General features: G+C 62.0%; 22 protein-coding genes and 1 tRNA gene. 12 read left to right on the top strand and 11 right to left on the bottom strand.

What is annotated here, in order from left to right:
• Positions 1-2 precede the first annotated feature (2 nt).
• On the bottom strand, positions 3-2,234 hold the full coding sequence (locus AC1DYJ_RS18555; protein ID WP_454577028.1) for a RelA/SpoT family protein: 2,232 nt from the start codon (positions 2,232-2,234) through the stop codon (positions 3-5).
• A 128-nt stretch (positions 2,235-2,362) separates the two neighbouring features.
• Complete coding sequence (gene rpoZ, locus AC1DYJ_RS18550) at positions 2,363-2,764, bottom strand: DNA-directed RNA polymerase subunit omega (RefSeq protein ID WP_025583642.1); 402 nt, start codon at positions 2,762-2,764, stop codon at positions 2,363-2,365.
• Between the two features lie 330 nt (positions 2,765-3,094).
• Between rpoZ and AC1DYJ_RS18545 the strand changes: the two genes are divergently transcribed.
• Together AC1DYJ_RS18545 and AC1DYJ_RS18540 are read left to right on the top strand one after the other, a co-directional pair.
• Positions 3,095-3,676: a LabA-like NYN domain-containing protein gene (locus tag AC1DYJ_RS18545; protein WP_454577027.1), complete on the top strand. Its 582-nt coding sequence runs from the start codon at positions 3,095-3,097 to the stop codon at positions 3,674-3,676.
• A 12-nt stretch (positions 3,677-3,688) separates the two neighbouring features.
• Positions 3,689-4,339 carry a uracil-DNA glycosylase family protein gene (locus tag AC1DYJ_RS18540; RefSeq protein ID WP_025583639.1) on the top strand — a complete coding sequence of 217 codons (651 nt, stop codon included), beginning with the start codon at positions 3,689-3,691 and terminating at the stop codon, positions 4,337-4,339.
• 70 nt (positions 4,340-4,409) lie between these two features.
• Here the strand turns inward: AC1DYJ_RS18540 and AC1DYJ_RS18535 are convergent, their stop codons facing one another.
• Entirely contained in the window at positions 4,410-5,423 is a 1,014-nt protein-coding gene (locus tag AC1DYJ_RS18535) for a zinc-binding alcohol dehydrogenase family protein (RefSeq protein ID WP_477285833.1), read from the bottom strand.
• A gap of 112 nt (positions 5,424-5,535) precedes the next feature.
• On the opposite strand from AC1DYJ_RS18535, the gene AC1DYJ_RS18530 reads away from it, so the two are divergent.
• Complete coding sequence (locus AC1DYJ_RS18530) at positions 5,536-5,895, top strand: winged helix-turn-helix transcriptional regulator (RefSeq protein ID WP_025583635.1); 360 nt, start codon at positions 5,536-5,538, stop codon at positions 5,893-5,895.
• A gap of 16 nt (positions 5,896-5,911) precedes the next feature.
• On the opposite strand, the gene AC1DYJ_RS18525 is transcribed toward AC1DYJ_RS18530, so the two are convergent.
• Entirely contained in the window at positions 5,912-6,385 is a 474-nt protein-coding gene (locus AC1DYJ_RS18525) for an Lrp/AsnC family transcriptional regulator (RefSeq protein ID WP_023727560.1), read from the bottom strand.
• 152 nt (positions 6,386-6,537) lie between these two features.
• Between AC1DYJ_RS18525 and AC1DYJ_RS18520 the strand changes: the two genes are divergently transcribed.
• Positions 6,538-7,437 carry a DMT family transporter gene (locus tag AC1DYJ_RS18520; protein WP_477285831.1) on the top strand — a complete coding sequence of 300 codons (900 nt, stop codon included), beginning with the start codon at positions 6,538-6,540 and terminating at the stop codon, positions 7,435-7,437.
• Between the two features lies 1 nt (position 7,438).
• Here the strand turns inward: AC1DYJ_RS18520 and AC1DYJ_RS18515 are convergent, their stop codons facing one another.
• The 3 genes from AC1DYJ_RS18515 to dapA form a co-directional block, all read right to left on the bottom strand.
• Positions 7,439-8,167 (bottom strand): GH25 family lysozyme, encoded by a 729-nt coding sequence (locus AC1DYJ_RS18515; protein WP_025583628.1) that lies wholly within the window; start codon positions 8,165-8,167, stop codon positions 7,439-7,441.
• A gap of 89 nt (positions 8,168-8,256) precedes the next feature.
• Positions 8,257-8,736 carry an SsrA-binding protein SmpB gene (gene smpB, locus AC1DYJ_RS18510; protein ID WP_025583626.1) on the bottom strand — a complete coding sequence of 160 codons (480 nt, stop codon included), beginning with the start codon at positions 8,734-8,736 and terminating at the stop codon, positions 8,257-8,259.
• A gap of 25 nt (positions 8,737-8,761) precedes the next feature.
• The gene (gene dapA / locus AC1DYJ_RS18505; RefSeq protein ID WP_025583624.1) at positions 8,762-9,643 is read right to left on the bottom strand and encodes a 4-hydroxy-tetrahydrodipicolinate synthase; all 882 of its coding nucleotides are present in this window, start codon (positions 9,641-9,643) and stop codon (positions 8,762-8,764) included.
• A gap of 247 nt (positions 9,644-9,890) precedes the next feature.
• Between dapA and AC1DYJ_RS18500 the strand changes: the two genes are divergently transcribed.
• Both AC1DYJ_RS18500 and AC1DYJ_RS18495 read left to right on the top strand, forming a co-directional pair.
• Entirely contained in the window at positions 9,891-11,939 is a 2,049-nt protein-coding gene (locus AC1DYJ_RS18500) for a transglycosylase SLT domain-containing protein (protein WP_025583622.1), read from the top strand.
• Positions 11,940-12,243: 304 nt separating this feature from the next.
• Positions 12,244-13,143, top strand: coding sequence for an alpha/beta fold hydrolase (locus AC1DYJ_RS18495; protein ID WP_025583830.1), 900 nt, complete (start codon positions 12,244-12,246; stop codon positions 13,141-13,143).
• A gap of 59 nt (positions 13,144-13,202) precedes the next feature.
• Here the strand turns inward: AC1DYJ_RS18495 and AC1DYJ_RS18490 are convergent, their stop codons facing one another.
• Both AC1DYJ_RS18490 and AC1DYJ_RS18485 read right to left on the bottom strand, forming a co-directional pair.
• The gene (locus tag AC1DYJ_RS18490) at positions 13,203-14,273 is read right to left on the bottom strand and encodes a tyrosine-type recombinase/integrase (RefSeq protein ID WP_029869302.1); all 1,071 of its coding nucleotides are present in this window, start codon (positions 14,271-14,273) and stop codon (positions 13,203-13,205) included.
• 240 nt (positions 14,274-14,513) lie between these two features.
• On the bottom strand, positions 14,514-15,665 hold the full coding sequence (locus tag AC1DYJ_RS18485) for a porin (RefSeq protein WP_477285827.1): 1,152 nt from the start codon (positions 15,663-15,665) through the stop codon (positions 14,514-14,516).
• A gap of 463 nt (positions 15,666-16,128) precedes the next feature.
• Between AC1DYJ_RS18485 and AC1DYJ_RS18480 the strand changes: the two genes are divergently transcribed.
• Both AC1DYJ_RS18480 and AC1DYJ_RS18475 read left to right on the top strand, forming a co-directional pair.
• Positions 16,129-16,219: transfer RNA gene (locus AC1DYJ_RS18480), tRNA-Ser, on the top strand.
• 245 nt (positions 16,220-16,464) lie between these two features.
• On the top strand, positions 16,465-17,628 hold the full coding sequence (locus AC1DYJ_RS18475; RefSeq protein WP_025583663.1) for a porin: 1,164 nt from the start codon (positions 16,465-16,467) through the stop codon (positions 17,626-17,628).
• A 175-nt stretch (positions 17,629-17,803) separates the two neighbouring features.
• Here AC1DYJ_RS18475 and AC1DYJ_RS18470 read toward each other — a convergent pair whose 3' ends face one another.
• A complete protein-coding gene (locus AC1DYJ_RS18470) occupies positions 17,804-19,483 on the bottom strand; it encodes a tetratricopeptide repeat-containing sulfotransferase family protein (RefSeq protein ID WP_477426181.1) in 1,680 nt (559 codons plus the stop codon).
• A 109-nt stretch (positions 19,484-19,592) separates the two neighbouring features.
• On the opposite strand from AC1DYJ_RS18470, the gene AC1DYJ_RS18465 reads away from it, so the two are divergent.
• A complete protein-coding gene (locus tag AC1DYJ_RS18465; RefSeq protein WP_025583666.1) occupies positions 19,593-20,705 on the top strand; it encodes a pyridoxal phosphate-dependent aminotransferase in 1,113 nt (370 codons plus the stop codon).
• 66 nt (positions 20,706-20,771) lie between these two features.
• Here AC1DYJ_RS18465 and AC1DYJ_RS18460 read toward each other — a convergent pair whose 3' ends face one another.
• Positions 20,772-21,017, bottom strand: coding sequence for a hypothetical protein (locus AC1DYJ_RS18460; RefSeq protein WP_477285824.1), 246 nt, complete (start codon positions 21,015-21,017; stop codon positions 20,772-20,774).
• A gap of 486 nt (positions 21,018-21,503) precedes the next feature.
• Here AC1DYJ_RS18460 and AC1DYJ_RS18455 point away from each other — a divergent pair, with 486 nt between their 5' ends.
• From AC1DYJ_RS18455 to AC1DYJ_RS18445, 3 genes are all read left to right on the top strand, one after another.
• Complete coding sequence (locus AC1DYJ_RS18455; protein ID WP_025583669.1) at positions 21,504-21,788, top strand: acylphosphatase; 285 nt, start codon at positions 21,504-21,506, stop codon at positions 21,786-21,788.
• Positions 21,789-21,863: 75 nt separating this feature from the next.
• Positions 21,864-22,502 carry a TetR-type transcription factor C-terminal domain-containing protein gene (locus AC1DYJ_RS18450; RefSeq protein WP_025583670.1) on the top strand — a complete coding sequence of 213 codons (639 nt, stop codon included), beginning with the start codon at positions 21,864-21,866 and terminating at the stop codon, positions 22,500-22,502.
• Positions 22,483-23,646 (top strand): isovaleryl-CoA dehydrogenase, encoded by a 1,164-nt coding sequence (locus AC1DYJ_RS18445; protein ID WP_025583671.1) that lies wholly within the window; start codon positions 22,483-22,485, stop codon positions 23,644-23,646. The genes AC1DYJ_RS18450 and AC1DYJ_RS18445 overlap by 20 nt, the downstream gene beginning before the upstream one ends.
• Positions 23,647-23,648: the final 2 nt, after the last annotated feature.

The following is a 23,648-nucleotide window of genomic DNA, read 5'->3' as shown; positions in this document are numbered from 1 at the left end:
GGTTAGCCGTTGACGCGCCGCGCATCGCTGACGCTCGAATTGTCCTTGAGCTGCGACAGCAGCCGGTTGAGGTGCTTCAGATCCCAGACTTCGAGATCGATCAGCATTTCGGTGAAGTCGGGCGCGGTGCGCACCATCGACAGCGTGTGGATGTTGGCGTCGTTCGAGGCAACCACCTGGGCGATATCGGCGAGCGAACCCGGCGCATTGATGGCGGTGACCGAAACGCGCGCCGGGAAACGCTCCTTGGTCTGCTCGTCAATGTCCCAGCGCACATCGATCCAGCGCTCCGGCTGGTCGTCGAAGGCCTGCAGCGCCGGCGACTGGATGGGATAGATGGTGATGCCGGTGCCCGGTTGGACGATGCCGACGATGCGGTCGCCGGGCACAGCCCCTTCCGGCGCGAAGCGCACCGGCAGGTCGCCGCGCACGCCGCGGATCGGCACGGCGCCATCGCGCGGCTGGTCCTTGTCCTTGCGCGCGGCGCGCGTACCGGGCATCTGGAACAGCATGCCGGCGGCGTTGCGGATCTTCGACCAGCCCTCCTCGCGCTGCTTGGGCGCGCTGACGGTGACGCGCTCGTCCTTGTAGTCGGGGAAGACCGCCTTCATCACGTCGGTCGAGGCGAGTTCGCCCCGCCCGACCGAGGCCAGCACGTCCTCGATGTCCTTGCGCGCCAGCCGGTGCAGCACCGGCTTCAGGTTTTCCTTGGCGAAAGTCTTGCCGGCGCGCTCGAAGGCCCGCTCGAGGATGCGGGCGCCGAGACCCGAATATTGCTTGCGGATGGCGTTCTTGGTGGCGCGGCGGATGGCCGAGCGCGCCTTGCCGGTGACGACAACCGATTCCCAGGCAGCAGGCGGCACCTGAGCCTTGGAGCGGATAATCTCGACCTCGTCGCCGTTCTTGAGCTCGGTCATCAGCGGCATGATGCGGCCATTGACCTTGGCGCCAACGCAGGTATCGCCGACATCGGTGTGCACGGCATAGGCGAAGTCGATGGGGGTGGCGCCGCGCGGCAGGGCGATCAGCATGCCTTTGGGCGTGAAGCAGAACACCTGGTCCTGGAACAGCTCCAGCTTGGTGTTTTCGAGGAAATCTTCCGGGTTGTCGCCTTCGGCCAGCTGCTCGATGGTGCGCCGCAGCCAGGCATAGGCATTGGTTTCTTTCGAGATCGCATGGCCGGCGCCATTCGTCTTGCCGCCAGTGTCCTTGTAGATCGAATGGGCGGCAACGCCATATTCGGCGATCTTGTTCATCTCGCGGGTGCGGATCTGCAATTCGACGCGCTGGCGCGAGGGGCCGACGATGGTGGTGTGGATCGAGCGGTAGTCGTTCTGCTTGGGCGTCGAGATGTAATCCTTGAAGCGGCCGGGCACCATCGACCATGTCGTGTGGATGGCGCCGAGCGCGCGATAGCAATCCTCCACGCTGTCGACGACGACGCGGAAGCCGAAAATGTCGGAGAGCTGCTCGAAGGACAGCGCCTTGGCCTCCATCTTGCGGAACACCGACCACGGCTTCTTCTGCCGGCTCTTCACGCCAGCGTTGATGGCATGCTTCTCGAACAGCGCCGACAGCGCCTTCTCAATGTCGGTCAGCACGCCCTTGTTGCGCTCGAAGATCTCGGCAAGCCGCGCGGTGACGGCGCGGTAGGCTTCCGGATTGATGAAGCGGAAGGCGATCTCCTCCAGCTCCTCGCGCATGCCTTGCATGCCCATGCGCCCGGCCAAGGGCGCGTAGATGTCCATCGTCTCCTCGGCGATGCGCAGGCGCTTGGCCTCGGGCATGTGGTCGAGGGTGCGCATATTGTGCAAACGGTCGGCGAGCTTGACAAGGAGGACGCGGACATCCTCCGAGATGGCCAGCAAGAGCTTGCGCAGGTTCTCCGCCTGCTCGGCCTTCTTGGAGACGAGATCGAGCTTCTTCAGCTTGGTCAGGCCCTCGACCAGCTTGCCCATTTCGGGGCCGAACAGATCGTCGATCTCGGCCCGCGTCGCGGTCGTGTCCTCGATCGTGTCGTGCAGCAGAGCGACCGCGATCGTCGCCTCGTCCATGTGCATTTCGGTGAGGATGGCGGCGACTTCGAGCGGATGCGAGAAATAGGGATCGCCGGAAGCGCGCTTCTGGTGGCCATGCTTCTGCATGGCGTAGACATAGGCCTTGTTGAGCAACGCCTCGTTGACGTCAGGCTTGTAGCGCGCGACGCGCTCGACAAGCTCATACTGACGCATCATGGGCTAGATCTCTCGGTGCTGAAATGATTGATGCGCCGCACTAACGTACGGCGCATCTCATAGATAGCCACGAAACTGACGGGACGGAAGTGCCGGAACCATATTCCCGGCAGGTCCAGAGCGCCTGCTTAGTAGTCGTCGCTCTTTTCCGGGGGCACGAGGCCCTCGATGCCGGCCAGCAGGTCTTCCTCAGTCATGCGATCGAAGGTGACGTTGTCCTCGGCGTCGTCGGCATCGGTTGCCGCGACCGCATTGCCGGTCTGGTCGGCGATCGCCTCGCCGTCGGCTTCCGGCTCGTCGACCTCGACATGCTTCTGCAGCGAGTGGATCAGATCTTCCTTGAGGTCGTCGGGCGACAGCGTCTCGTCGGCGATCTCGCGCAGCGCCACGACCGGGTTCTTGTCATTGTCGCGCGGCACGGTGATCGGCGCGCCCTGGCTGATCTGGCGGGCGCGATGGCCGGCGAGCAGCACGAGCTCGAAGCGGTTGTCGACCTTGTCGATGCAGTCTTCAACGGTTACGCGGGCCATTGATTGCCCCTTTCATGCCTGGATTTGATGGAAAACAGGCGCGGTCCATAACCCGAACGCCGCCAAAATACAAGCATTATGGCAGCGCCGCCTCGTGAGCCGACGGACACCAGTTTCTGGCGCCGGTTATTACCTTGCCGGCGAAGCGGCTCACCCAGCGACGATACAGCCCGATCACAATTGCTTGCAGTTGGCCCTGGCACCCTTGGATTGCCGTAAAACTGGCGCTATCTCGGTTGACGAAAGGTCAGCCGGTTTATTTACGAGCCGACCGATATATCAGACCCATTTCGATTAGTCCGCCACCTATTTCGAAAAAGGAATATTGCCATGTTCGACCCCCGTGAAAAAATCGCCCTTTTCATCGACGGCGCCAATCTTTACGCCACCTCTCGCGCACTTGGCTTCGACATAGACTACCGCAAACTGCTATCAAGCTTCCAGAAGCGTGGCTATCTGCTGCGCGCTTACTACTACACCGCATTGGTCGAGGATCAGGAATACTCGTCGATACGTCCCTTGATCGACTGGCTCGACTATAATGGCTTCAAGGTGGTGACCAAGCCGGCCAAGGAATTCACCGACTCGACCGGCCGCCGCAAGATCAAGGGCAACATGGACATCGAGTTGACCGTCGATGCGCTCGAACTTGCCGATGTCGTCGACCATTATGTCATCTTCTCCGGCGATGGCGATTTTCGCACGCTGGTCGAAGCGCTGCAGCGGCGCGGCCGCAAGGTTTCGATCGTCTCCACAATGGCCTCGCAGCCGCCGATGATCTCGGACGATCTGCGCCGCCAGGCCGACCACTTCATCGACCTGACCTCGCTGAAGAACGAGGTCGGCCGCGATCCTTCCGAGCGGCCGGTGCGCCGGCCCGAGCCGGCCGAGGTCGAAGAGGACGACTATTGAGAAGCGGCCGCCTTGAACGCCGCTTCAGAACCTGACCGCGACTGCTCGCTCTGCCCACGGCTGCATGATTTCATCGCAGACTGGCGGCAGCGCGAACCGTCCTGGTTCAATGCGCCGGTGCCGACCTTCCTGCCGCCAGAGGGCGACGAGGCCGTCGAGTTGCTGATTGTCGGGCTGGCGCCTGGCCTGCGCGGCGCCAACCGCACCGGGCGGCCTTTCACCGGCGACTATGCCGGCGACCTGCTCTACTCCACGCTGATCGCCCACGGCTTCGCGCGCGGCGAGTTCAAGGCGCGGCCGGATGACGGGCTGCAGCTTGTGAGCACCGCGATCACCAACGCCGTGCGCTGCGTGCCGCCGGAAAACAAGCCGGTCGGCGCCGAGATTGCCACCTGTCGCAGCTTTCTGGTGCCGACGATTGCGCGCTTTCCCAAACTGCGCGCCGTGCTGGCGCTGGGCTCGATCGCGCATCAGTCGACGGTCAGGGCGCTGGGCGGACGTGTCGCCGCCTACCCGTTCAAGCATGGCGGCCGGCTCGAGGCCGGCACCGTTACGCTGTTTTCCAGCTACCACTGCTCGCGCTACAACACCAACACCGGTGTCTTGACCGAAGCCATGTTCGTCAGGGTCTTCAGCGACATCGCGGAATTCCTGCGAACATAGTCGCCGTCTACACCTTTATTTTCCGCAATTCCGGACGGAAAACCGCTTCACACTTTTCCTGGAATTGCTCTCAGAACCCCTCCAGCACGATCTTGCCCTTGGCCTTGCCGGTCTCGATCAGCGCGTGGGCACGCTTCAGGTTGGCGGCATTGATCGTGCCCAACGTCTCGCCCAGCGTGGTGCGGATGGTGCCCGCATCGACAAGGCGAGCCAGTTCGTTGAGGTGCGCGCCCTGCGCAGCCATGTCAGGCGTTTCGTAGAGCGAGCGGGTGAACATCAGCTCCCAGTGGACCGAAACGCTCTTGCGCTTGAACGGATTAATGTCGAGCGTCTGGGGATCGTCAATCAGGCCGAAACGGCCCTGCGGCGCGATCAGCTCGACGATCTCGGCCAAGTGCTTGTCGGTGTTGGTGGTCGAGAACACGAAGGCCGGGGCACCGATGCCGAGGACGGCAACCTGCGCAGCGAGCGGCCTGGAGTGGTCGATGACATGGTGGGCGCCAAGGCCGAGCACCCAGTCGCGTGTTTCGGGCCGAGATGCGGTGGCGATCACCGTCAGACCGGTCAGCTGGCGCGCAAGCTGGACCGCAATCGAGCCGACGCCGCCGGCGCCGCCGATGATCAGGATAGCGTTTGCGGCGCCGACGACAGGCTTCTTCACATCGAGGCGGTCGAACAGGGCCTCGAAGGCGGTGATCGCCGTCAGCGGCAGCGCCGCCGCCGGCGCGTAGTCGAGCGAACTCGGCTTGTGGCCGACAAGGCGCTCGTCGACGAGGTGGAACTCGGCGTTGGTGCCTTGCGGCGCCAGCGCACCGGAATAGAAGACGTCGTCGCCTGTTATAAACAGGCTGGCGTCCGGTCCCGTGGCGACGACCCGACCGGCAGCGTCCCAACCAAGCACGCGCCAGCTTCCGGCCTCGGGCTTGGCGCTCTTGCGGATCTTGGTGTCGACCGGGTTGACCGAGATCGCCTTCACCTCGACCAGCAACTGGCGGCCTTTCGGCTCCGGCTTTGGCAGGTCGATGTCGACGAGGGAGGCCTCGTCAGTGATGGGGGCTGGGATTTGATAGCCGACGGCGCGCATTTTTTTGTCTCCGCGATTGCTGTTGAGCGTTGTCTGGAGCACAAATGCAAACTATGTGCGACGAGCGCAAGAATGCACATATAAAGCACATAGTGTCGAAAAGGATACCGTCATGCCGCGCATTCGCCATGAGCGATTCGATTGCAGCCCCGGCTGTGCCGTGGAAGGAACGCTGCGCTATATCGACGGCAAGTGGAAAGGCGTCGTGCTCTACCATCTGTTGGAAGGAACAATGCGCTTCAACGAGATACGCCGGCGCATTCCCAACTGCACCCAGCGCATGCTGACCAACCAGCTGCGCGAACTGGAGACGGACGGGCTCATCGCCCGCAAGGTCTATGCGCAGGTGCCGCCAAAGGTCGAGTACAGCCTGACACCGCGCGGCCAAAGCCTGGAGCCGGTGATCACCGCCCTGAAGGTCTGGGGCGATGCGAATGTGACGCTGGCACCGGACGTTTCCCAGGCGGCCTGACTTAAGGCGGCGCGTCTCACACCGGCAGCAGGGCGTCCGGCTTCACGTCCGATATCGACGCATAGGTGTGGGTCTCCCTGACGCCCGGCAGCGGCAGGATCACGCGCTTGAGAAAATCCTGATAGGCGGCCATTTCCGAAATGCGCGCCTTGACCAGATAGTCGAAGCCACCGACGACCATATGGCATTCCAGCACTTCGGGGGCTTTCGCCACCGCTTCGGCGAAACGGTCGAACACATGCGGCGCCGCCTGGTCGAGCCTGACTTCGATGAAGACGAGCGTGCCTCGGCCGATTTTTTGCGGATTGAGCACAGCCCGGACCGCGGTGATGAACCCGTCACGAAACAGGCGCTTCACCCGCTGGCTGGTGCCGGTCGGCGACAGGCCGACGCGGGCAGCGAGATCGAGCGTGGTGCGGCGACCGTCCTCCTGCAGCAGCCGCAGCAGGCTGCGGTCGATGGCGTCGAGCTGATCGGATTCATGATTCACGCTTGTGATGCCTCTATTGTGTGACTTTCACTTCCCAATTGCAAAAACAGCATATTTTGTCGCACCATTTTCAACAATAGGCTGCGCTTTCGACGAGAGCCGCTGGGGCAAGAAACCTCCGCTGGCAAGATCAAGCAGGACCAGAAATGCGCGTGGCAGATGACCGAAACACGAAGCCGGCAATCCTTGCCGGCCTGGCCATGATCGGCATCTACGCCGTGCAGTTCGTCGCCGCCCGCTTCAGCCTGCGGGAGCATCTGACGGCAACCGATCTCGCGACCTTGCGCTTTATCGGCGCCGGCATGGTCATGCTTCCGATCGTCTGGAGAGGCGGTCTGGCGGCTATCAAGACGTTAGGCTGGCGGCGCGCGCTGACACTCGCGGCGCTGGCCGGACTGCCCTACCCGATCATCATTAATTGGGGCCTGACTTATGCACCCGCCGCGCATGGCGCAGCACTTTGCCCTGCCTCGATCGTTTTTTTCTCATTCGTGCTGTCGCACATCGCCACCACGGACAAGGCCTCGCGCCAGCGAACCATCGGCGTTGCTGCCATCATTGCCGGACTGATCTTGTTCATTGCGCCGGTGCGCACCGACAGCGGTATGAAGGATGTCCTCCTCGGCGATCTGCTGTTTATCGGCTCGGGCGCGATGTTTGCCACCTATGCCGTTCTCGTGCGGCGCTGGCGCGTCGATCCGGTCACCGCGACCGCAACGGTCGTGCTGCTGTCATGCGTGCCGCTGCCAGCGCTCTATTTCTTCGCCCCAAGCGGCCTGCGGGCCGCATCAGCGGTCGAGATCGCCAGCCAGATCGTCATTCAAGGGTTTTTGGCCGGTGCCGCCGCCATGTTCCTCTACACCTATATCGTCCGACAGCTGGGATCGCAGACGGCATCTCTGTTCATGCCATGCGTGCCGATCGCAACGGTCCTGATCGCCATGACGGTGCTCGGCGAAACGCCGACCGGCATCCAGTTCGCCGCAATCCTGATCATGGCAGCAGGGATGGCCTTTTCGGCTGTCGCCAGACCTGCGGCCAAGACTGCCTGATTCAGGGCGATGGCGAGGCTTGTGCGGATGGCGCAAACAGCTCGGCCAGCGTTTGCTGCCCGCCCTGAAGTACATTGAGGTCGACATCGCCCTCGATGCCGGCGACGCGGCCCATATTGTGGTACTGCCAGTAGATCCAGCCGTCCTCGCTCGGTTTGATCGCCAGCGAGCGCAGCCAGCGCCGACGCACAGCTATCTGTCCGAGATAGGCGTCCTCAGCCTCGTCGGTCAGGTAGATGATCGCCGGCTTGCCGAACGCGGCTTCAACCGGCCCGAGGAAGGCCTGGAGTTCCGCGCCCAGCTGTTGCGGCGACGGGCGTAGCGGGCAGTTGCCGCCGAACTCGATGTCGACGACGGGCGGCAGCAGCGGCTGGTCGTGCGGCACCACCGCAATGAAGTTTTTCGCCTGGTCGGCGCCCGGCCGGCAGAAGGTGAAGAAGTGATAGGCGCCGACAGCAAGACCGGCCGCGCGGGCCTCGCGCAGGTTTTTGGCAAAGGCATCGTCGACATGGTCGCCGCCCTCAGTCGCCTTGATGATGGCGAAAACGACATCGTCAGCAGCAACGCGCCGCCAGTCGATCTCGCCCTGATGATGGGAGACGTCGATGCCCCTGACCGGATAGCTGTCCCGATCCGGCGAGAAGGTCTGGAAATAGAAGAAGCCGCCCGCCGCGATGAGGCCCACAACGACCAGACTGGCCGCACTCCAGAGGATGATCCTTTTTCTCAAGACCTTCCCCTGTTCATCGTCGTGGTTGATTGGTCGAACCCCTTGAAAGCCAAACCGTTGGCTTTTCTAAGGCTATTCTCCGATGCCCCTCACCCGCGTTCTTTAAGCAGCCGGCCCTTTTCGCGCGACCAGTCGCGCTGTTTTTCAGTCTCACGCTTGTCGTGCAGTTTCTTGCCGCGGCCGACGGCGAGCAGCAGCTTGGCGCGGCCCTGGTCGTTGAAATAGATTTTTAGCGGCACCAGCGTCATGCCTTCGCGCTCGATGCTCTGCGACAGCTTTGCCATCTCGCGCTTGTTGAGCAGCAGCTTGCGGCGCCGCCTGGGCTCGTGGTTGAAGCGGTTGGCCTGCAGATATTCCGGCAGATAGGAATTGATCAGCCAGATCTCGCCGCCCTCGACCGAGGCATAACTGTCCTGGATGTTGGCCTGGCCCTGGCGCAGCGACTTGACCTCGGTGCCAGTCAGCACCAAGCCGGCCTCGACCGTGTCGAGCACCTCATAGGAAAACCGCGCCTTGCGGTTTTCCGCAACGGTCTTGTTGTTGGGATCGGCTTTTCTGACCTGATTCATGATGTGGAGAGGTGGCGCCCCATCCTCAATTTATCAAGCCGGCGTGCTTCATCGCCGCATCGATCTTCTCGGCGGTCGATGCCTCGATCGTCACCAGCGGCGAGCGCACCACGTTCTCGACCTTGCCAATCTTCGACAGCGCGTATTTGACGCCGCACAGGCCGGGCTCGAGGAAGATTGCCTTGTGCAGCGGCAGCAAACGGTCCTGCAATTCCAGCGCCTTGGCGCTGTCGCCGGACAGTGTCGCTTCCTGGAATTCAGCACACAGCCGCGGCGCGACATTCGACGTCACCGAGATGCAGCCGACGCCGCCATGGGCGTTGAAGCCAAGCGCGGAGGCATCCTCGCCCGAAAGCTGGATGAAATCCTTGCCGCAGGTGGCGCGCTGTTCGGACACACGCTCGACCTTGCCGGTGGCATCCTTGACGCCGACGATGTTCTTGAAGTCGTGCGCCAGCCGGCCCATCGTGTCGGGCATCATGTCGATCACCGAGCGCGGCGGGATGTTGTAGATGATGATCGGCAGGCTGGTCGCCCTGGCGACGGCGGCAAAATGCTCGTAGAGGCCGCGCTGCGTCGGCTTGTTGTAATAGGGCGTGACGACCAATGCCGCGTCGGCGCCCGCCTGTTCGGCATATTGCACGAGGCCGACCGCTTCCGCGGTGTTGTTGGAGCCAGCGCCGGCGACGACCGGAGCGCGGCCCTTGGCGACCTCGATGCAGACCTTGACGACATGGCGATGCTCGTCATGTGACAGCGTCGGCGACTCGCCGGTGGTGCCGACCGGGACAAGGCCCGTGGTGCCCTCTGCGAGCTGCCATTCGACGAAAGCGCGAAAGGCTTTCTCGTCGAAACGCCCGCTCTTTTCGAACGGTGTCACGAGCGCAGTAAGCGAGCCTCTCAGCATGTCGTCCAACTCCTTGGGACTTCTAGGGTTTCTTGACGTGTTTTAGCGTCGGCGCCTTCTAGCCGAAAGCGAAGCCGCGCACCATAGTCTCGACACTGTTGCGCGGCAAGCATGGCGATAGTGCCAGCAAGCGCAATTCGAACGACCTCGATAACCCTTTGTTTACGGGCTCTTCACGACCTAAGTCTAGGCTCTCAGGCACCTGGGCTTGCCATCTAAAGTGCCGCAACAGGGAAAGATCAGGACCATGCCGGCCAGTCGGCCCCTCCGCTTCGCATTGCTTGGCGTCGTTGCCCTGCTGATAGCGGGGACGGCGGCAAACGAGAGCGTCGATGAGCTGACGACCTCATCGATCCCGATGCCCAGTCTGCAGGATAGGGGCCTGCAGGACGAAACGCAGACTGATGCGCCTTCCGCGAGTATCGTCGTGTTGAAAGGCGGTCTCGACGCATTGGCGACCGGCGATATTGCCGCGGCACGCACCGTGCGCGAAACACTGCCGGCCAACTCGCTGGACCGCCATATCCTGGCCTGGGCGATCGCGCTTTATGGCGGCGACCGGGTGCCGAGCAGCGAGATTGCCGATACCGCAAAGATGCTGCCGACCTGGCCGGGCACCATCGCCTTGCGCAAGAACAGCGAGCGCGCGCTCTACCGCGAAAGCCCGTCGCCGCAGACAGTGGTGAAGGCCTTTGACGGCAGCCAGCCGCTGACCTTCGAAGGCGTGGTGATCCTGGCCCGCTCCTATGTGGCACTGGGCAACGCCAAGGCGGCGCTCTCGGTTTTGTCGCCGTTCTGGCGCACCGAAAAGCTGGAAGCCAAGGACGAGGCGGCCGTCATCAGGGAGTTTGGCGCCATCATCCCGGCTGCCGACCATCGTTTCCGCATGGAACGGATGTTTTATGCCGACCGGGAGAATTCGGCGCTGCGGGTCGCCACCCTTGCCGGCGCGCAACCGCTGGCCGATGCCTGGGCCGCCGCCTCGCGTGGCGACAAGAACGCAGCCAAGCTGTTGAAAGCAGTGCCTGTGGCGCAGCAATCGGCCGGCTATTTCTTCGCGCAAGCCGAATATCTGCGCAAGCAGCGGAAGTTTGCGGACGCCGCCGCAGTGGTGATGAAAGCGCCAACCGATCGCGACGCGTTGGTCGATCCCGATGCCTGGTGGGTCGAGCGCCGCGTGCTGTCGCGCGCGCTGGTCGACCAGGGCGACTGGAAGACCGCCTACAAGATCGTTGCCGCGCATGCCGCCGAAAGCCCCACCAGTGCCGCCGAGGCCGAATTCCACGCCGGCTGGTATGCGCTGCGCGGCCTCAACGATCCCGGCACCGCGTCCGGACATTTTGCCCGCATCGCCGATCTTGCGCAGGGACCGATGTCTCTGTCGCGCGCCTATTACTGGCTCGGCCGCGCCGCGGAAGTCGGCGGCCCCGGCGATGCGAAGACCTATTTCACCAAGGCAGCGGCCTATGGCACCACTTTCTACGGTCAGTTGGCGGCGGAACGGGTTGGCTTGCGCACGCTGAACATCGTCTATCCCGAGCCAAGCCCTGTTGACCGCCAAAGCTTTGACGGCCGCGAGGCTGTCAGCGCCATCAAGCGGCTGCAGGAGGCAGGCTATGACCGCTATGCCGAGACGCTCTACCGCGATCTCGCCGGACAGTTGACCAGCCCCGGCGAACTGGCGCTGCTGGCCGTGCTGGCGGAAAAGCAGGGCAACCATTTCATGGCGCTGAAGGTCGGCAAGATCGCTGGCGCGCGCGGCATCGATGTCGGCGCGCTGTCGCATCCGCTGGGCGTCATTCCCGACACCGCCGATATTTCCGGCTCGGGCAAGGCGCTGGCCTATGCCATCGCGCGCCAGGAAAGCGAATTCAATGTGGGCGCCGTTTCCAGCGCCGGCGCGCGCGGCCTACTACAACTGATGCCGGGCACCGCAAAGCAATTGGCGAAAAAGGCTGGGCTGACGTTTTCGCAGGATCGGCTGACCAGCGATGCCGGCTACAACGCCACACTGGGCGCGGCCTTCCTCGGCGAGCAACTCGACCGCTTCGGTGGCTCCTATGTGTTGACCTTCGCCGGGTACAATGCCGGCCCCAACCGCGCCGCCCAATGGATGGCCAAATATGGCGATCCGCGCGGCAAGGACATCGACGCCGTCGTCGACTGGATCGAGCGGATTCCCTACACGGAAACAAGAAGTTACGTGCAGCGCGTGATGGAGAATTACGAAGTCTACAAGATGCGCATTTCGGGGAAGTACGACATCGTTGGCGATCTGGTGAACGGGCGGAGCTGAGGCTCGGCATTGCTGTCGTCGCAGGTTGGAGATCCTTCGCGCCCCCTCTGGCCTGCCGGCCATCTCCCCCACGAGGGGGAGATCAGCTTTCATCCCCGATTTCGCCAATCTCCAATATCGCGGAAAGGGCGCCGCGCCTGAGCCGCCAATCTCCCCCCTCGAGGGGGGAGATGTCCGGCAGGACAGAGGGGGGCGCGGTCCCTCCGACATCTCCAAGATTGTCAACAACTTGCCGACCTCGATTTGACCGCTCCCCCCCTCACCTGTAGCAGTCGGTGACGATCAGGCTAGGACTCTCGTTGACATGTTAAGCACCGACGGCTTCTCCGACTTTTTCTACACCGCGCCGGACGGGCTCAAGCTTCACGCCCGCATTTACGGCGAGACAAACTCGGGAACCTGGCCGGTGGTCTGCCTGCCCGGTCTGACCCGCAACGCGCGCGATTTTCATGAGCTCGCGCATTACCTGTCGCAGCGGGCCGACAATCCGCGCAAGGTGATCGCCTTTGACTATCGCGGCCGCGGCGAGTCGGCCTACGACGCTGATGTCAGCCACTACAATGTCGGCATCGAGGCCGGCGACATTCTCGCCGGGCTGGCGGCGCTCGACATCGCGGAAGCGGCCTTCATCGGCACGTCGCGCGGCGGGTTGATCATTCATGTGCTCGGCGCGCTGCGGCCGGCGGCGCTGAAAGCCATTGTGCTGAACGACATCGGCCCAGTGATCGAGGCTGCGGGGCTGGCTCACATCCAAACCTATCTCGACCCGACGCCGAAACCAAAGAGCCGGACCGAGGCTATTGAGGCCCAACGCGTCGCGCATGGCGCGGATTTCCCTGCGCTTGCCGCGGCGGATTGGGATCGGATGGTGGCGGCCGTCTACCGCGAGACCGATCAGGGGCTGCTGCCGGATTTCGACCCACGGCTGGTCGAGACGGTGGCAGGCCTGGACCTCAGCAAGCCGCTTCCGGATCTGTGGCCGCAGTTCGAGGCGCTGGTGGCCATACCACTGCTTGCCATACGCGGTGCCAACTCGAAACTTCTGTCGGTGGAGACATTGCAAGAGATGGGCAAGCGCCATCCCGGTATGGAATCGATCACGGTCGACGGCCAAGGCCACGCCCCCTTCCTGGAGACGGGCGATCTCCCCGCCGCCATCGCGGCTTTCCTGATCAAAGCACAGAATGGAGCTTGGACAAAGTAAACCCCAAGATCAAATATGATCCTGGGGTTGCCATTTCAGTATATGAACGCTCGGAAGAACTATTTGGCTTTCGAGCTTTTCCTGGGCGCCTTGGCTGGCTTCGCCACCGCCGCTTCGCTCTTTTGCGCCGGCGTCGCCGCTGAAACCGTGGTCAACGGCGATGCGAAGGCCGAGCTTTCGCCGGACAGCCCTTCGCCGCGCGGGGTTTCCAGCACGACGACGCAGCCATCGAGATCGTTGGTGGCCAGGTGCGCGTAGCGCATGGTCATCGAAAGCGTCTGATGGCCGAGCCACATCTGCACGCGCCGGATGTCGATGCCGCCCTGGACAAGACGCGACGCGCAGGTGTGGCGCAAGATATGCGGAACCACCTGGTCGTCGGCGCCGAGTCCAACCTCGGCTTTGGCATCGTTCCAGATGGCACGAAACTGCGCCTGGCTGAGTTTGGTGAACGGACCCTTGGGCCTGCGACCCTCTGAAGGCGGCAGTTTGATTACCTCTTTGACCCGTTCGGTCATCGGAATGGTGCGGCTACGGCCGGATTTGGTGATCCAGAACGAGACGCGGTGTTCCTGGATGTCGTTCCAGATCAGTCCGAGCGCTTCGCCGAGGCGGCAGCCGGTGTCGACGAGGAAGACCGAGAGCCGATAGGCATCCTCGCTGCGGCTCTTGATGGCGGCGAACAGGTGCGCCTCTTCGCTCCTTTCAAGGAAACGAATCCGTCCCGCCCGCTCTTTCTGGCGGCGGAACTCGGGCAGGCTGTGGATATCCCCCATCTTGTAAGCCTTGCGCAGCAGTTTGCTGAGGGCAGCCATCTTTCGGTTGATGGTTGCGTTGCTGTTGCCGCGCTGGCGCAAGGTGCCGATAAGGTTGTCAAGGGTGCTCTGGTCGAAGGCGCTGAACCGTTCTCCGAGGAGAATCTCGTCTATTTCGCCGATGAAAGAGCTGACATTGTATTTATGCCGCCCGTCATCCCAGAGTATGTCCCGGTATGCTGAAAAAAGCTCTCCGACCCGGTGCGATCTTACTTCTCTGATCTTGTTGTAGCTGTATTTTATCTTCGCATTTTGAGAAGAGAACATTGTGAAATGTTCGGAGGGATCACCCTCTTGTATCGCTTCGATGGTCATAAAATGCCACACCCCCGAGTGGATAGAGTCAGACCTACCCGCTTGGAAGCGTCCTTTCAAGAGATTTAATCACGCAGTTGTGAATTCATCCGCCCATCAGCGGATCCCACGAACTCACCCTACGGACTGTTCAGCTGCCGATTCCCCCTGTTCCTTCTGCTTGTCTTGACCCAGTCACGAAACAAAACAGCCCGGGCATTGAAGCGCCCGGGCTGGTATTCACCTGTCTAAAGCCAGCCCTTAGAACGAGCGCTGGAAGCGGAGCATGCCGCCGATAGCATCGTCGTCACCAGGATCGATACCGGTCCAGTTGGATACGGAGTCATCGCCAAGGTGGGCGTAGTCGACTTCGGCCGTGATCGTCAGGCCGGGAACGATGTCGTAAGCAATGTTCGCGGCGACGCCGATGTTCTTGCCTTCGTCATACGAAGCCTGAAGGTTGAACGAGGTCTTCTCGTTGATGGTGTACGTGCCACCACCCCAGACCGCCCAGTTGCCCGACCACAGCTTGTAGAAGCCACGGCCCTGAGCATTGAACGCGTTGGTCGGATCCGTGTAGTTGTCGTCGGTGCCGTAGCCGCCCATGATGAAGAGCGACAGGTTCTGCATCGGGGTGATGTCCAAACGAACCTTGCCGGCCACTTCTTCATAGTTGCTGTCGTAAGCGATGACGCCGGTGATGGCGCCCCAGCCCTGCGTGTACTTCACGCCGCCGACGACATGCGGAACGTAGCTGTCGATCGTGTCGAAGCCCGAGCCTTCTTCGAGCGAGACCACGGCCGAGAAGCCGTTGCCGGCATCGAAGTAGTACTGGATGACGTTGGTGTCGAAACCGCCGTAGGGGACCAGCGTATCGTTGATGACGTTGCCGGCGTAGCCGATGAACGTATTGAAGGCCGATTCGTCCTTACCGACGCGCAGACCACCAAGCTGGATCCAGGCGAAGTTCAGCGAGACGGTGTCGCCATTGCCAGCAGTGTTAAGCGTTCCGAACCTGCCCGAGTCACGGTTGTTGTTCTGGAAGTTGAAGCGGGTTTCGGTGTAGGTCTTCAAGGTGCCGAGCTCGGTTTCCTGGCCGGTCCAGGTCTTCAGCGACAAGCGGGCATGCTTGAAGTAGGTGTCGTTGCTCTCGCCCGGATCCATATGATCGGCGCTTGTCGCGCCATCGAACGAACCAACATCACCCACGCCGATGTCGTAACGGACATAGCCGCCGATGCGCAGGCAGGTCTCGGTGCCGGGGATGTAGAAGTAGCCCGAGCCGTAAACGTCGCAAATCTTGACGTATTCAGCCGGTTCCGGCTCGGCGACGACAACGGCGTCGGCGGCGCGCGCACCGGAAACTGCGATCAGGGCCGCAGCGGAGCCGAGGAGAAGGCTCTTAATGTTCATTTTCTGACCTCCAGTCAAAAGTTAAAAAACGGGTCTGGGTATTCTTTGCTGAAGGACAGCGTTCCCTGCCCCATCCCCACTACCGAAAAAGATGCGCACCGCGCCGCTCCTTCGAATTCGACATTACCCATGAGGCGGCGACGTTCAACCACGATCGTACCGGCAAAAGGCCTATCCGGGCGCTATCCCCTGGCGTTGTTGCACAAATGACACGATTTGGCCTCAGTCAGAAAGCTCTTGTTAACTATCGAAGAGCCCGGAAGCCTTGGCCAGGGCTTCGAAATGCGGCCGAATCCGGCAATCGCCGGCCGAAAATGCGGCTCCGTCGCCGACTCGCTGGCCAAGGAGCTGCCGCAGAATCGCCGCATGCAAAGGGGCTGCTGCGGCCGAATCCGGATTTTTCACGGATAATGGCGCCGGCTTGTTGATTGTGCCGGCGCTTTTCTTTATCCACCGGCGCAACGGAGAGGTGGCCGAGTGGTCGAAGGCGCTCCCCTGCTAAGGGAGTAGAGGTCAAAAGCTTCTCGTGGGTTCGAATCCCATCCTCTCCGCCATCCTGCTTCGCTCTCCGAGCTTCGCAGGACAGGCCCGTCAAAATCCCTCGAAATGCGACTTGGAAAGCCCTCCTCGTGGGCATGCCTTCGCTGGCGAACGCTTGCTTCGAGCGCCCGCAGCGTTGTTCGCCGGCGGGATGAAATCAGGCGATTTTTGATAGTAATGGAGCAATAACAAATACTTACTCCGGAAACTGGCGTTCCCATTGTCGCCGTCTCGTTCGATTCTGACTGGAGGTCAGAAAATGAACATTAAGAGCCTTCTCCTCGGCTCCGCTGCGGCCCTGATCGCAGTTTCCGGTGCGCGCGCCGCCGACGCCGTTGTCGTCGCCGAGCCGGAACCGGCTGAATACGTCAAGATTTGCGACGTTTACGGCTCGGGCTACTTCTACATCCCCGGCACCGAGACCTGCCTGCGCATCGGCGGCTATGTCCGCTACGACATCGGCGTCGGCGACGTCGGTTCGTTCGACGGCGCGAAGTCGTTCGACCATAAGGACGGCGACGAGCAGGATACCTTCTACAAGAACGCCCGCTTCACGTTGAAGACCTGGACCGGGCAGGAAACCGAACTCGGCACCTTGAAGACCTACACCGAAACCCGCTTCAACTTCGGCAACCGCAACAACTACGGCGGCTTCAGCACCTCCGGCGACCCGATCGGCAACCCGGCCGGCAACAAGAATGTCTCGCTGAACTTCGCCTGGATCCAACTCGGTGGTCTGCGCGTCGGTAAGGACGAATCAGCCTTCGATACGTTCATCGGCTACGCCGGCAGCGTCATCAACGATACGCTGGTCCCCTACGGCGACTTCGACACCAACGTCGTCCAGTACTACTTCGATGCCGGCAACGGCTTCTCGGCTGTGGTCTCGCTCGAAGAAGGCTCGGGCGTCGTCGGCACGATCGACAGCTACGTTCCGCATGTCGTCGGCGGTGTGAAGTATACGCAGGGCTGGGGCGCCATCACCGGCGTTGTCGCTTATGACAGCAACTACGAAGAAGTTGCCGGCAAGGTTCGTTTGGACATCACCCCGATGCAGAACCTGTCGCTGTTCATCATGGGCGGCTACGGCACCGACGACAACCTGACGGATACGAGCTACGCGATCCCGGCCAACGGCCGCGGCTTCTACAAGCAGTGGGGCGGCAACTGGGCAGTCTGGGGTGGTGGTACCTACACCATCAACGAGAAGACCTCGTTCAACACCCAGATCTCGTATGACGAATGGAAGAACCTCGGCGTCGCCGCGAACATCGCCTACGATGTGGTTCCCGGCTTCACGGTCACTGCCGAAGTCGACTACCTCAACGCAGGCAAGTTCGACGACGCCGACTTCTCCAACTTCACCAACGCCGACAAGAAGAGCAGCATTGGCGGTATGCTCCGCTTCCAGCGTTCGTTCTAACGGCAGAGCCTGGCTCAAAATCGAACCCGGCGGGCAACCGCCGGGTTTTTTGCTGGTATGCGCCGGCCATCATGTGCCTCGGTTCCAATCGGCAACATGATAAGGCTCGGGCGCAACTGTGATCACGTCTCGCGCGACCGGCGTGAATCGCCGATCCTAATCGAGGCAATACCTGTCAAACATTAGCAAGGTCGCCCAATGATTCAATCAGCGGCTRGATCTCGCTTTCGTAATTCTTCCACTGCTTGACGGACGACGTATAGATCGGCTGACGGACCTGCCAATTGCTAAAGGTTTTTACGGAGCCGCCCCGGTCAAAATAGCGCAAGCAGGCATCGTCCCAGGGTAGTCCGAGATAATCTATGAGACGGCGCGACTGCTTCTCCTGACTTTCAATCAACGTCTCGTACCGGTTTTCGAAGATACGGCCCGGGAAAACCTTGTCCCAATGCCGCATCAGGCGATCATACTCCCTGTAGTAGAGCCCCAGTGTCTCCAAATCGGCGCTATAGCTATGCCCTTCACTGAGTTGCAGGACAAAACAGGAGATGCAGTTGTCAATGGCGTCGCGGCGACAATGAATGATGCGCGCGTTGGGGAAAAGGATGCCAATCAGGCCGACCAGCTCGAAATTGTGAGGCATCTTGTCGACAATTCGAAGCGCATCAGGGGCCCGCTCGCGCAGGTAGGCAAGATGCTCCGCAGCCAGCGTCCTGGACAGTTGCGAGGTCATCGATGCGATCGCCTCGCCCGGGCTTATGTCGGAACCATGCCTAAGATCGAGCCCATTCGCTGTGCGTCTAAGCTTTGCTAACTCGCCAGCGCCATGAACATTGGGATGGCTGGCGCAGATCTGCTCGGTCAGTGTTGTGCCCGAACGAGGCATCCCGACCACAAACACGGGCACCTCCGAGACATTGCCAGAAGCAGTCCTTGAAGCCACCAGATCCGGTGTAAAGGTTTCGATCAAGGCGTCGACCCAACGACGGTAGGATTGCACATCGAAGCTCTGGCCGCCGGCTTGATTTCCTTTTTTGAAGTGACCCATCGCCTCCTTGTAGCGGCGGAGGTCGTTGAGCACCTTTCCGGCTGCGTGATGGAGCGTCGCCGCTCCCTCGGATCCGTGGTCAGGGTCTTGAAGCTCCGTCAGGATCGCCGCGAGTTCTGGTGGCTCTTCCGTGTATTTGTGCGTGCGTACAAGCGCGCTGTAGGCAGCGGGTACCGCGATGCGCAGATCTATTGCCTCATTGAGACGAACGGCGGCTTCGTCCATACGGCCGAGGCTTGCCAGCGCACGAGGCAGCCCCAGCCGGGCCGTGGGATGATCTGGGTCGATCCTGAGCGCCTTCTCAAAGAGCGGCAGCGCCATTTCGCCCTTGTCAAATGAATTGTATGCATCGCCCAGGGCGCAAAGCGCTTCCGCCAGATCCGGCTTCAATGTCAGCGCGTACTGAATGTGTTCGATCGCCAGCGTAAACTCGCTGAGCCTCAAATAGACTTGACCGAGGCTTAGGTGATAGTAGGGATTTAGAGGTTCCTGCGCGATCGCCCGACCAAAATACCGCATAACCTTCTCGTCGTCGTACCCGATCCCCAGCGTCCCCAGTATGTAGAGGGCCAGCGGATGTTCGGGGGTTCTCGCCAGAACGCGATGACAGAGTTCTTCCGCCTCAGCCAATCTTTTCTCTTGCTGGAACTCGAGCGCCTGCCTCAACAGCATATCGTCGGCCTGAGCGCGAGACGGAGCCTCCTTTGCGGGCTGAGGTTTTGGTTGCCCAAGCTTCGGCGGTGCGCCCTTCGGCGCGGCTTGGGTTTTAAGGTGCTTGGCCCAAGCGGGTGGCAATCGGTTGCTCATTCTATTTCGCTAGCAAAACGGATCGGCGAAATCCAGTGCGGCATTGTCATCTTGCGCCCGACATGCCTCCACGCTAGCAAGAAGGCCCTTTTCGAGTGAGCCTTTTGCCATGCGCCAGCGCCCTGCCCTCACGCCGCTTGTCGGCGCGCTTCCCTCTACGGTGCCGTTTGTTGGACCGGAGGCGCAGGAGCGTGACCGTGGCCGCCCGTTTCGTGCTCGCATCGGCGCCAATGAGAGCAGTTTCGGGCCTTCGCCGCGCGTCATCGCCCGCATGGAGAGCGTTGCGCGTGACCAGTGGATGTATTGCGACCCCGACAATTACGATCTGAAGCAGGCCGCGGCCCGCCATCTCGGCGTCGGTGCCGAAAACGTCGTGGTGGGCGAAGGCATAGACGGGCTGCTCAGCCTGGTGGCGCGCATGTATGCGGCGCCCGGCGACGCGGTGGTCACCTCGCTCGGCGCCTATCCGACCTTCAACTTCCACATCGCCGGCGTCGGCGGCCGGCTGGTCACGGTGCCTTACGAAAACGACAAGGAAAGCCTGGACGGCCTGCTCGCACCTGTCGCCAGGGAAAAAGCGCCGCTGGTCTATCTCTCCAACCCCGACAATCCGATGGGCAGCTGGTGGGACGCGGGCGACATCTCCCGCTTCATCGAAGCGTTGCCGGAAGCCACCATGCTGGTTCTCGATGAGGCCTATGGCGAGTTGGGGCCGGCCTCGGCACTGCCGCCGATCGATGTCGCGCGGCCCAATGTCATCCGCATGCGCACCTTCTCCAAGGCCTACGGGCTGGCCGGCATTCGCTGCGGTTACGCGGTGGCGGAGGCCGAGGTGATCCGCGATTTCGAGAAGATCCGCAACCATTACGGCGTCAGCCGCATGGCGCAGATCGCCGGCGTCGAGGCGCTTGCCGACCAGGATTGGCTGCACAGCGTGGTGGCACGGGTTGCTGCCGGACGCACACGCATCGCCGGCATTGCCGAGACGAACGGACTGAAGCCGCTGCCATCGGCGACCAATTTCGTCACCATAGACTGTGGCCAGGACGGCGCCTTCGCGCTGAAAGTGCTGCAAAACCTTTTGTCGCGCGACGTCTTCATCCGCAAGCCGATGGCGCCAGGGCTCGACCGCTGCATCCGGGTCAGCGTCGGCCTCGATCATGAGCTCGACATCTTTGCCGAGGAACTGCCTGGCGCGCTCGCCGCAGCGCGCGGGAATTAGACGGGTCGCTGCCATCGCCAGGTGACGACGGCACGATGCTGCGGAGAATCAGCCTGCAGACCGGCATCACCTTGCAACTGGCAGAGCCCGAGGTTCCTCGCGGCCACCACCGAGCAGCCGCGTGACGCGCTTCAGCGCATCTGAAAGCTCGGCGGCTTCATCATCGGCGAGGCCTGCGGTCAGACAAGCGAGATCGCGATTCGCCGCCGCCTGGAGCGTGGCCAGCGTGGCATTGCCCCGGGCGGTCAGCGCCAGGATCCGTCGACGCCCATCGTCCGGATCGGCACGCAGCTCCATCAGGCCAGCGGCCATGAATTTCCTCAGGATCCGCATGAGATGCGCCGGCGGGAGTTGAAGTTGGCCGGCAAGGGCCGATGCGACAGGCGCAAGATCGAGGTGGAACGCCCGCGCCAAAAATCCCGCTTCGCCGCCAGGGCCAGCGGAAACGTCAGCCGGCCGATGGCCGAGTTCGAACAGCACCCGGGCTTCGGCCAAAGTGTAAGCGCTCTGGGTCAGCGTCTCATCGAGCAGCCCGACAAGGCACGTGTAGAACCTGTTGAAGCCGCGCATCTCGGCAACCAACGCATCTCGATCGGCTGGCATGTCGGCCACCTTTCCCAGAGGATTTCCGCAGTGCCGATCCTTGTCGATTTAGTTGATTTGGTCAACTATTTACTGGACGATGCCATTCATCTCGAAGGTGCTAGCCGGGCTCTCGTCGACCCAGCAACAATCCAGCCGTTCAAGCCTGTTGCATTCGTTCGATCCTGCGCCAGACTCTGTGCATGGGAGGCGACGATGGATGATCGGCAAAGGGCAGTGCAGGCGCGCGTCCATGGCAAGGTGCAAGGCGTCGGCTATCGGATTTGGGCGCGACACGAAGCGATAGGGCTTGGCCTCGTAGGCTGGGTGCGCAACGAACGGGACGGCACGGTGACGGCCTGGATTGCCGGTGCCGATGCTGCGGTTTCGACAATGATCGAACGGCTGCGGCAAGGGCCGAGGGGAGCTTCCGTTTCAAAGGTCGAGACCGAGGAATTCGAGCTCCGCGACGCGCCCACCGACTTTCGGATCATCGTATAGACGGCACGACCCCCGATTGCTCACTTGAATTAATTGAACGTTCGTTTTATTATCAGAATCTAGTGGGAGGAGATCATGGCACGCACCACCGGATCCGATGGTGAAAAGACCGAAGCCGCCGTCCGCGAGGCGGCGGTCAGCCTGATCGCGCGCTTCGGCTATGAAGCGATGTCGATGCGCCAGCTTGCGGCCGAAGTCGGCGTCCAGGCCGCCGCGCTCTACCGCTATTTCCCGACCAAGGAAGACCTTCTGTTCACGCTGATGCGCGAGCATATGGAAGGGCTGATCCAGGCATGGGGCGCAGCACGCCCCGATGCCGCCGATCCGACGACGCGGCTTGCCGCCTATGTCGAAAACCACATCGCCTTCCACATCGAGCGCCGCCACTCCACCCATGTCTCGAACATGGAATTGCGCAGCCTTTCGCATGATCGGCTGACGCAGATCCTGCGCATGCGCACCGCCTATGAGAAGGAGTTGCGCGCCATCCTGCGCGACGGCGCGGAGGCCGGCGCCTTTAGCATCGACGACACCGGGCTCACCGCCATGGCGCTGATCCAGATGATGACCGGCGTCATCGTCTGGTTCCGGCCGGGCGAGCGGCTGTCGATGGCTGAAGTCACGGCGACATATCTTTCGATGACAATGCGCCTGGTTGGCGCGAACATGGACGGCAAGACCGGGAGGGAACGGCATGTACACGAACACGCTTAGCTTCGGGCATGACGAAGACATCGAGGCGCTGCGCGATCTGGTGCGCCGCTTTGCCCAAGAGAAAATTGCGCCGATCGCCGCCGAGATCGATCGCAGCAATCAATTCCCCATGCATCTGTGGAAAGAACTCGGCGCGCTCGGCCTGCTCGGCATCACCGCCGATCCCGATTTCGGCGGCAGCGGCATGGGCTACCTCGCCCATGTGATCGCGGTGGAAGAGATTTCCCGTGCTTCGGCCTCGGTCGGCCTCTCCTATGGCGCCCATTCGAACCTCTGCGTCAACCAGATCAACCGCTGGGCGACACCGGCGCAGAAGGAGAAATATCTGCCGGCGCTGTGCTCGGGTGAAAAGGTCGGCGCGCTGGCCATGTCGGAATCCGGCGCCGGCTCCGACGTCGTGTCGTTGAAACTGCGCGCCGAAAAGCGCAACGACCGCTATGTGCTCAACGGCTCGAAAATGTGGATCACCAACGGTCCCGACGCCGAAACGCTGGTCGTCTACGCCAAGACCGATCCGGAACGGAAATCGCGCGGCATCACGGCCTTCATCGTCGAAAAGACGATGGCCGGCTTTTCGACGGCGCAAAAGCTGGACAAGCTCGGCATGCGCGGCTCCAACACCGGCGAGCTGGTGTTCGACAATGTCGAGGTTCCCTATGACAATTTGCTGCATGAGGAAGGTCGCGGCGTCGAAGTGCTGATGTCCGGCCTCGACTATGAGCGCACCGTGCTTGCCGGCGGACCGATCGGGCTGATGGCGGCGTGCCTGGATGTCGCCATCCCCTATGTGCATGAGCGCAAGCAGTTCGGCCAGCCGATCGGCGAATTCCAGCTGGTGCAGGGCAAGCTGGCCGACATGTATTCGACGATGAACGCCGCGCGCGCCTATGTCTATGCGGTGGCGGCTGCCTGCGATCGCGGCCAGACGACGCGCAAGGACGCCGCCGGCTGCGTGCTGTTTGCCGCCGAAAAGGCGACGCTGATGGCGCTCGACGCCATCCAGCTGCTTGGCGGCAACGGCTACATCAACGACTATCCGACCGGCCGGCTGTTGCGCGACGCCAAGCTGTACGAAATCGGCGCCGGCACCAGCGAGATCCGCCGCTGGCTGATCGGACGCGAGATCATGGCCGAGGGGGTGTGAGC

This window comes from Mesorhizobium sp. P2_B11 (assembly GCF_056404855.1).
The sequence above is the reverse complement of the archived record's forward strand: the minus strand, read 5'-3'. Positions and strand labels throughout refer to the sequence as shown.

Bases quoted from the DNA above. Each gene is read 5' to 3' on its own strand.
- AC1DYJ_RS18555 (WP_454577028.1), bottom strand. From the start codon at position 2,234: ATGATGCGTCAGTATGAGCTTGTCGAGCGCGTCGCGCGCTACAAGCCT.
- rpoZ (WP_025583642.1), bottom strand. From the start codon at position 2,764: ATGGCCCGCGTAACCGTTGAAGACTGCATCGACAAGGTCGACAACCGC.
- AC1DYJ_RS18545 (WP_454577027.1), top strand. From the start codon at position 3,095: ATGTTCGACCCCCGTGAAAAAATCGCCCTTTTCATCGACGGCGCCAAT.
- AC1DYJ_RS18535 (WP_477285833.1), bottom strand. From the start codon at position 5,423: ATGCGCGCCGTCGGCTATCAAATCCCAGCCCCCATCACTGACGAGGCC.
- AC1DYJ_RS18530 (WP_025583635.1), top strand. From the start codon at position 5,536: ATGCCGCGCATTCGCCATGAGCGATTCGATTGCAGCCCCGGCTGTGCC.
- smpB (WP_025583626.1), bottom strand. From the start codon at position 8,736: ATGAATCAGGTCAGAAAAGCCGATCCCAACAACAAGACCGTTGCGGAA.
- dapA (WP_025583624.1), bottom strand. From the start codon at position 9,643: ATGCTGAGAGGCTCGCTTACTGCGCTCGTGACACCGTTCGAAAAGAGC.
- AC1DYJ_RS18500 (WP_025583622.1), top strand. From the start codon at position 9,891: ATGCCGGCCAGTCGGCCCCTCCGCTTCGCATTGCTTGGCGTCGTTGCC.
- AC1DYJ_RS18495 (WP_025583830.1), top strand. From the start codon at position 12,244: ATGTTAAGCACCGACGGCTTCTCCGACTTTTTCTACACCGCGCCGGAC.
- AC1DYJ_RS18490 (WP_029869302.1), bottom strand. From the start codon at position 14,273: ATGACCATCGAAGCGATACAAGAGGGTGATCCCTCCGAACATTTCACA.
- AC1DYJ_RS18485 (WP_477285827.1), bottom strand. From the start codon at position 15,665: ATGAACATTAAGAGCCTTCTCCTCGGCTCCGCTGCGGCCCTGATCGCA.
- AC1DYJ_RS18475 (WP_025583663.1), top strand. From the start codon at position 16,465: ATGAACATTAAGAGCCTTCTCCTCGGCTCCGCTGCGGCCCTGATCGCA.
- AC1DYJ_RS18465 (WP_025583666.1), top strand. From the start codon at position 19,593: ATGCGCCAGCGCCCTGCCCTCACGCCGCTTGTCGGCGCGCTTCCCTCT.
- AC1DYJ_RS18460 (WP_477285824.1), bottom strand. From the start codon at position 21,017: ATGGCCGCTGGCCTGATGGAGCTGCGTGCCGATCCGGACGATGGGCGT.
- AC1DYJ_RS18455 (WP_025583669.1), top strand. From the start codon at position 21,504: ATGGATGATCGGCAAAGGGCAGTGCAGGCGCGCGTCCATGGCAAGGTG.
- AC1DYJ_RS18450 (WP_025583670.1), top strand. From the start codon at position 21,864: ATGGCACGCACCACCGGATCCGATGGTGAAAAGACCGAAGCCGCCGTC.
- AC1DYJ_RS18445 (WP_025583671.1), top strand. From the start codon at position 22,483: ATGTACACGAACACGCTTAGCTTCGGGCATGACGAAGACATCGAGGCG.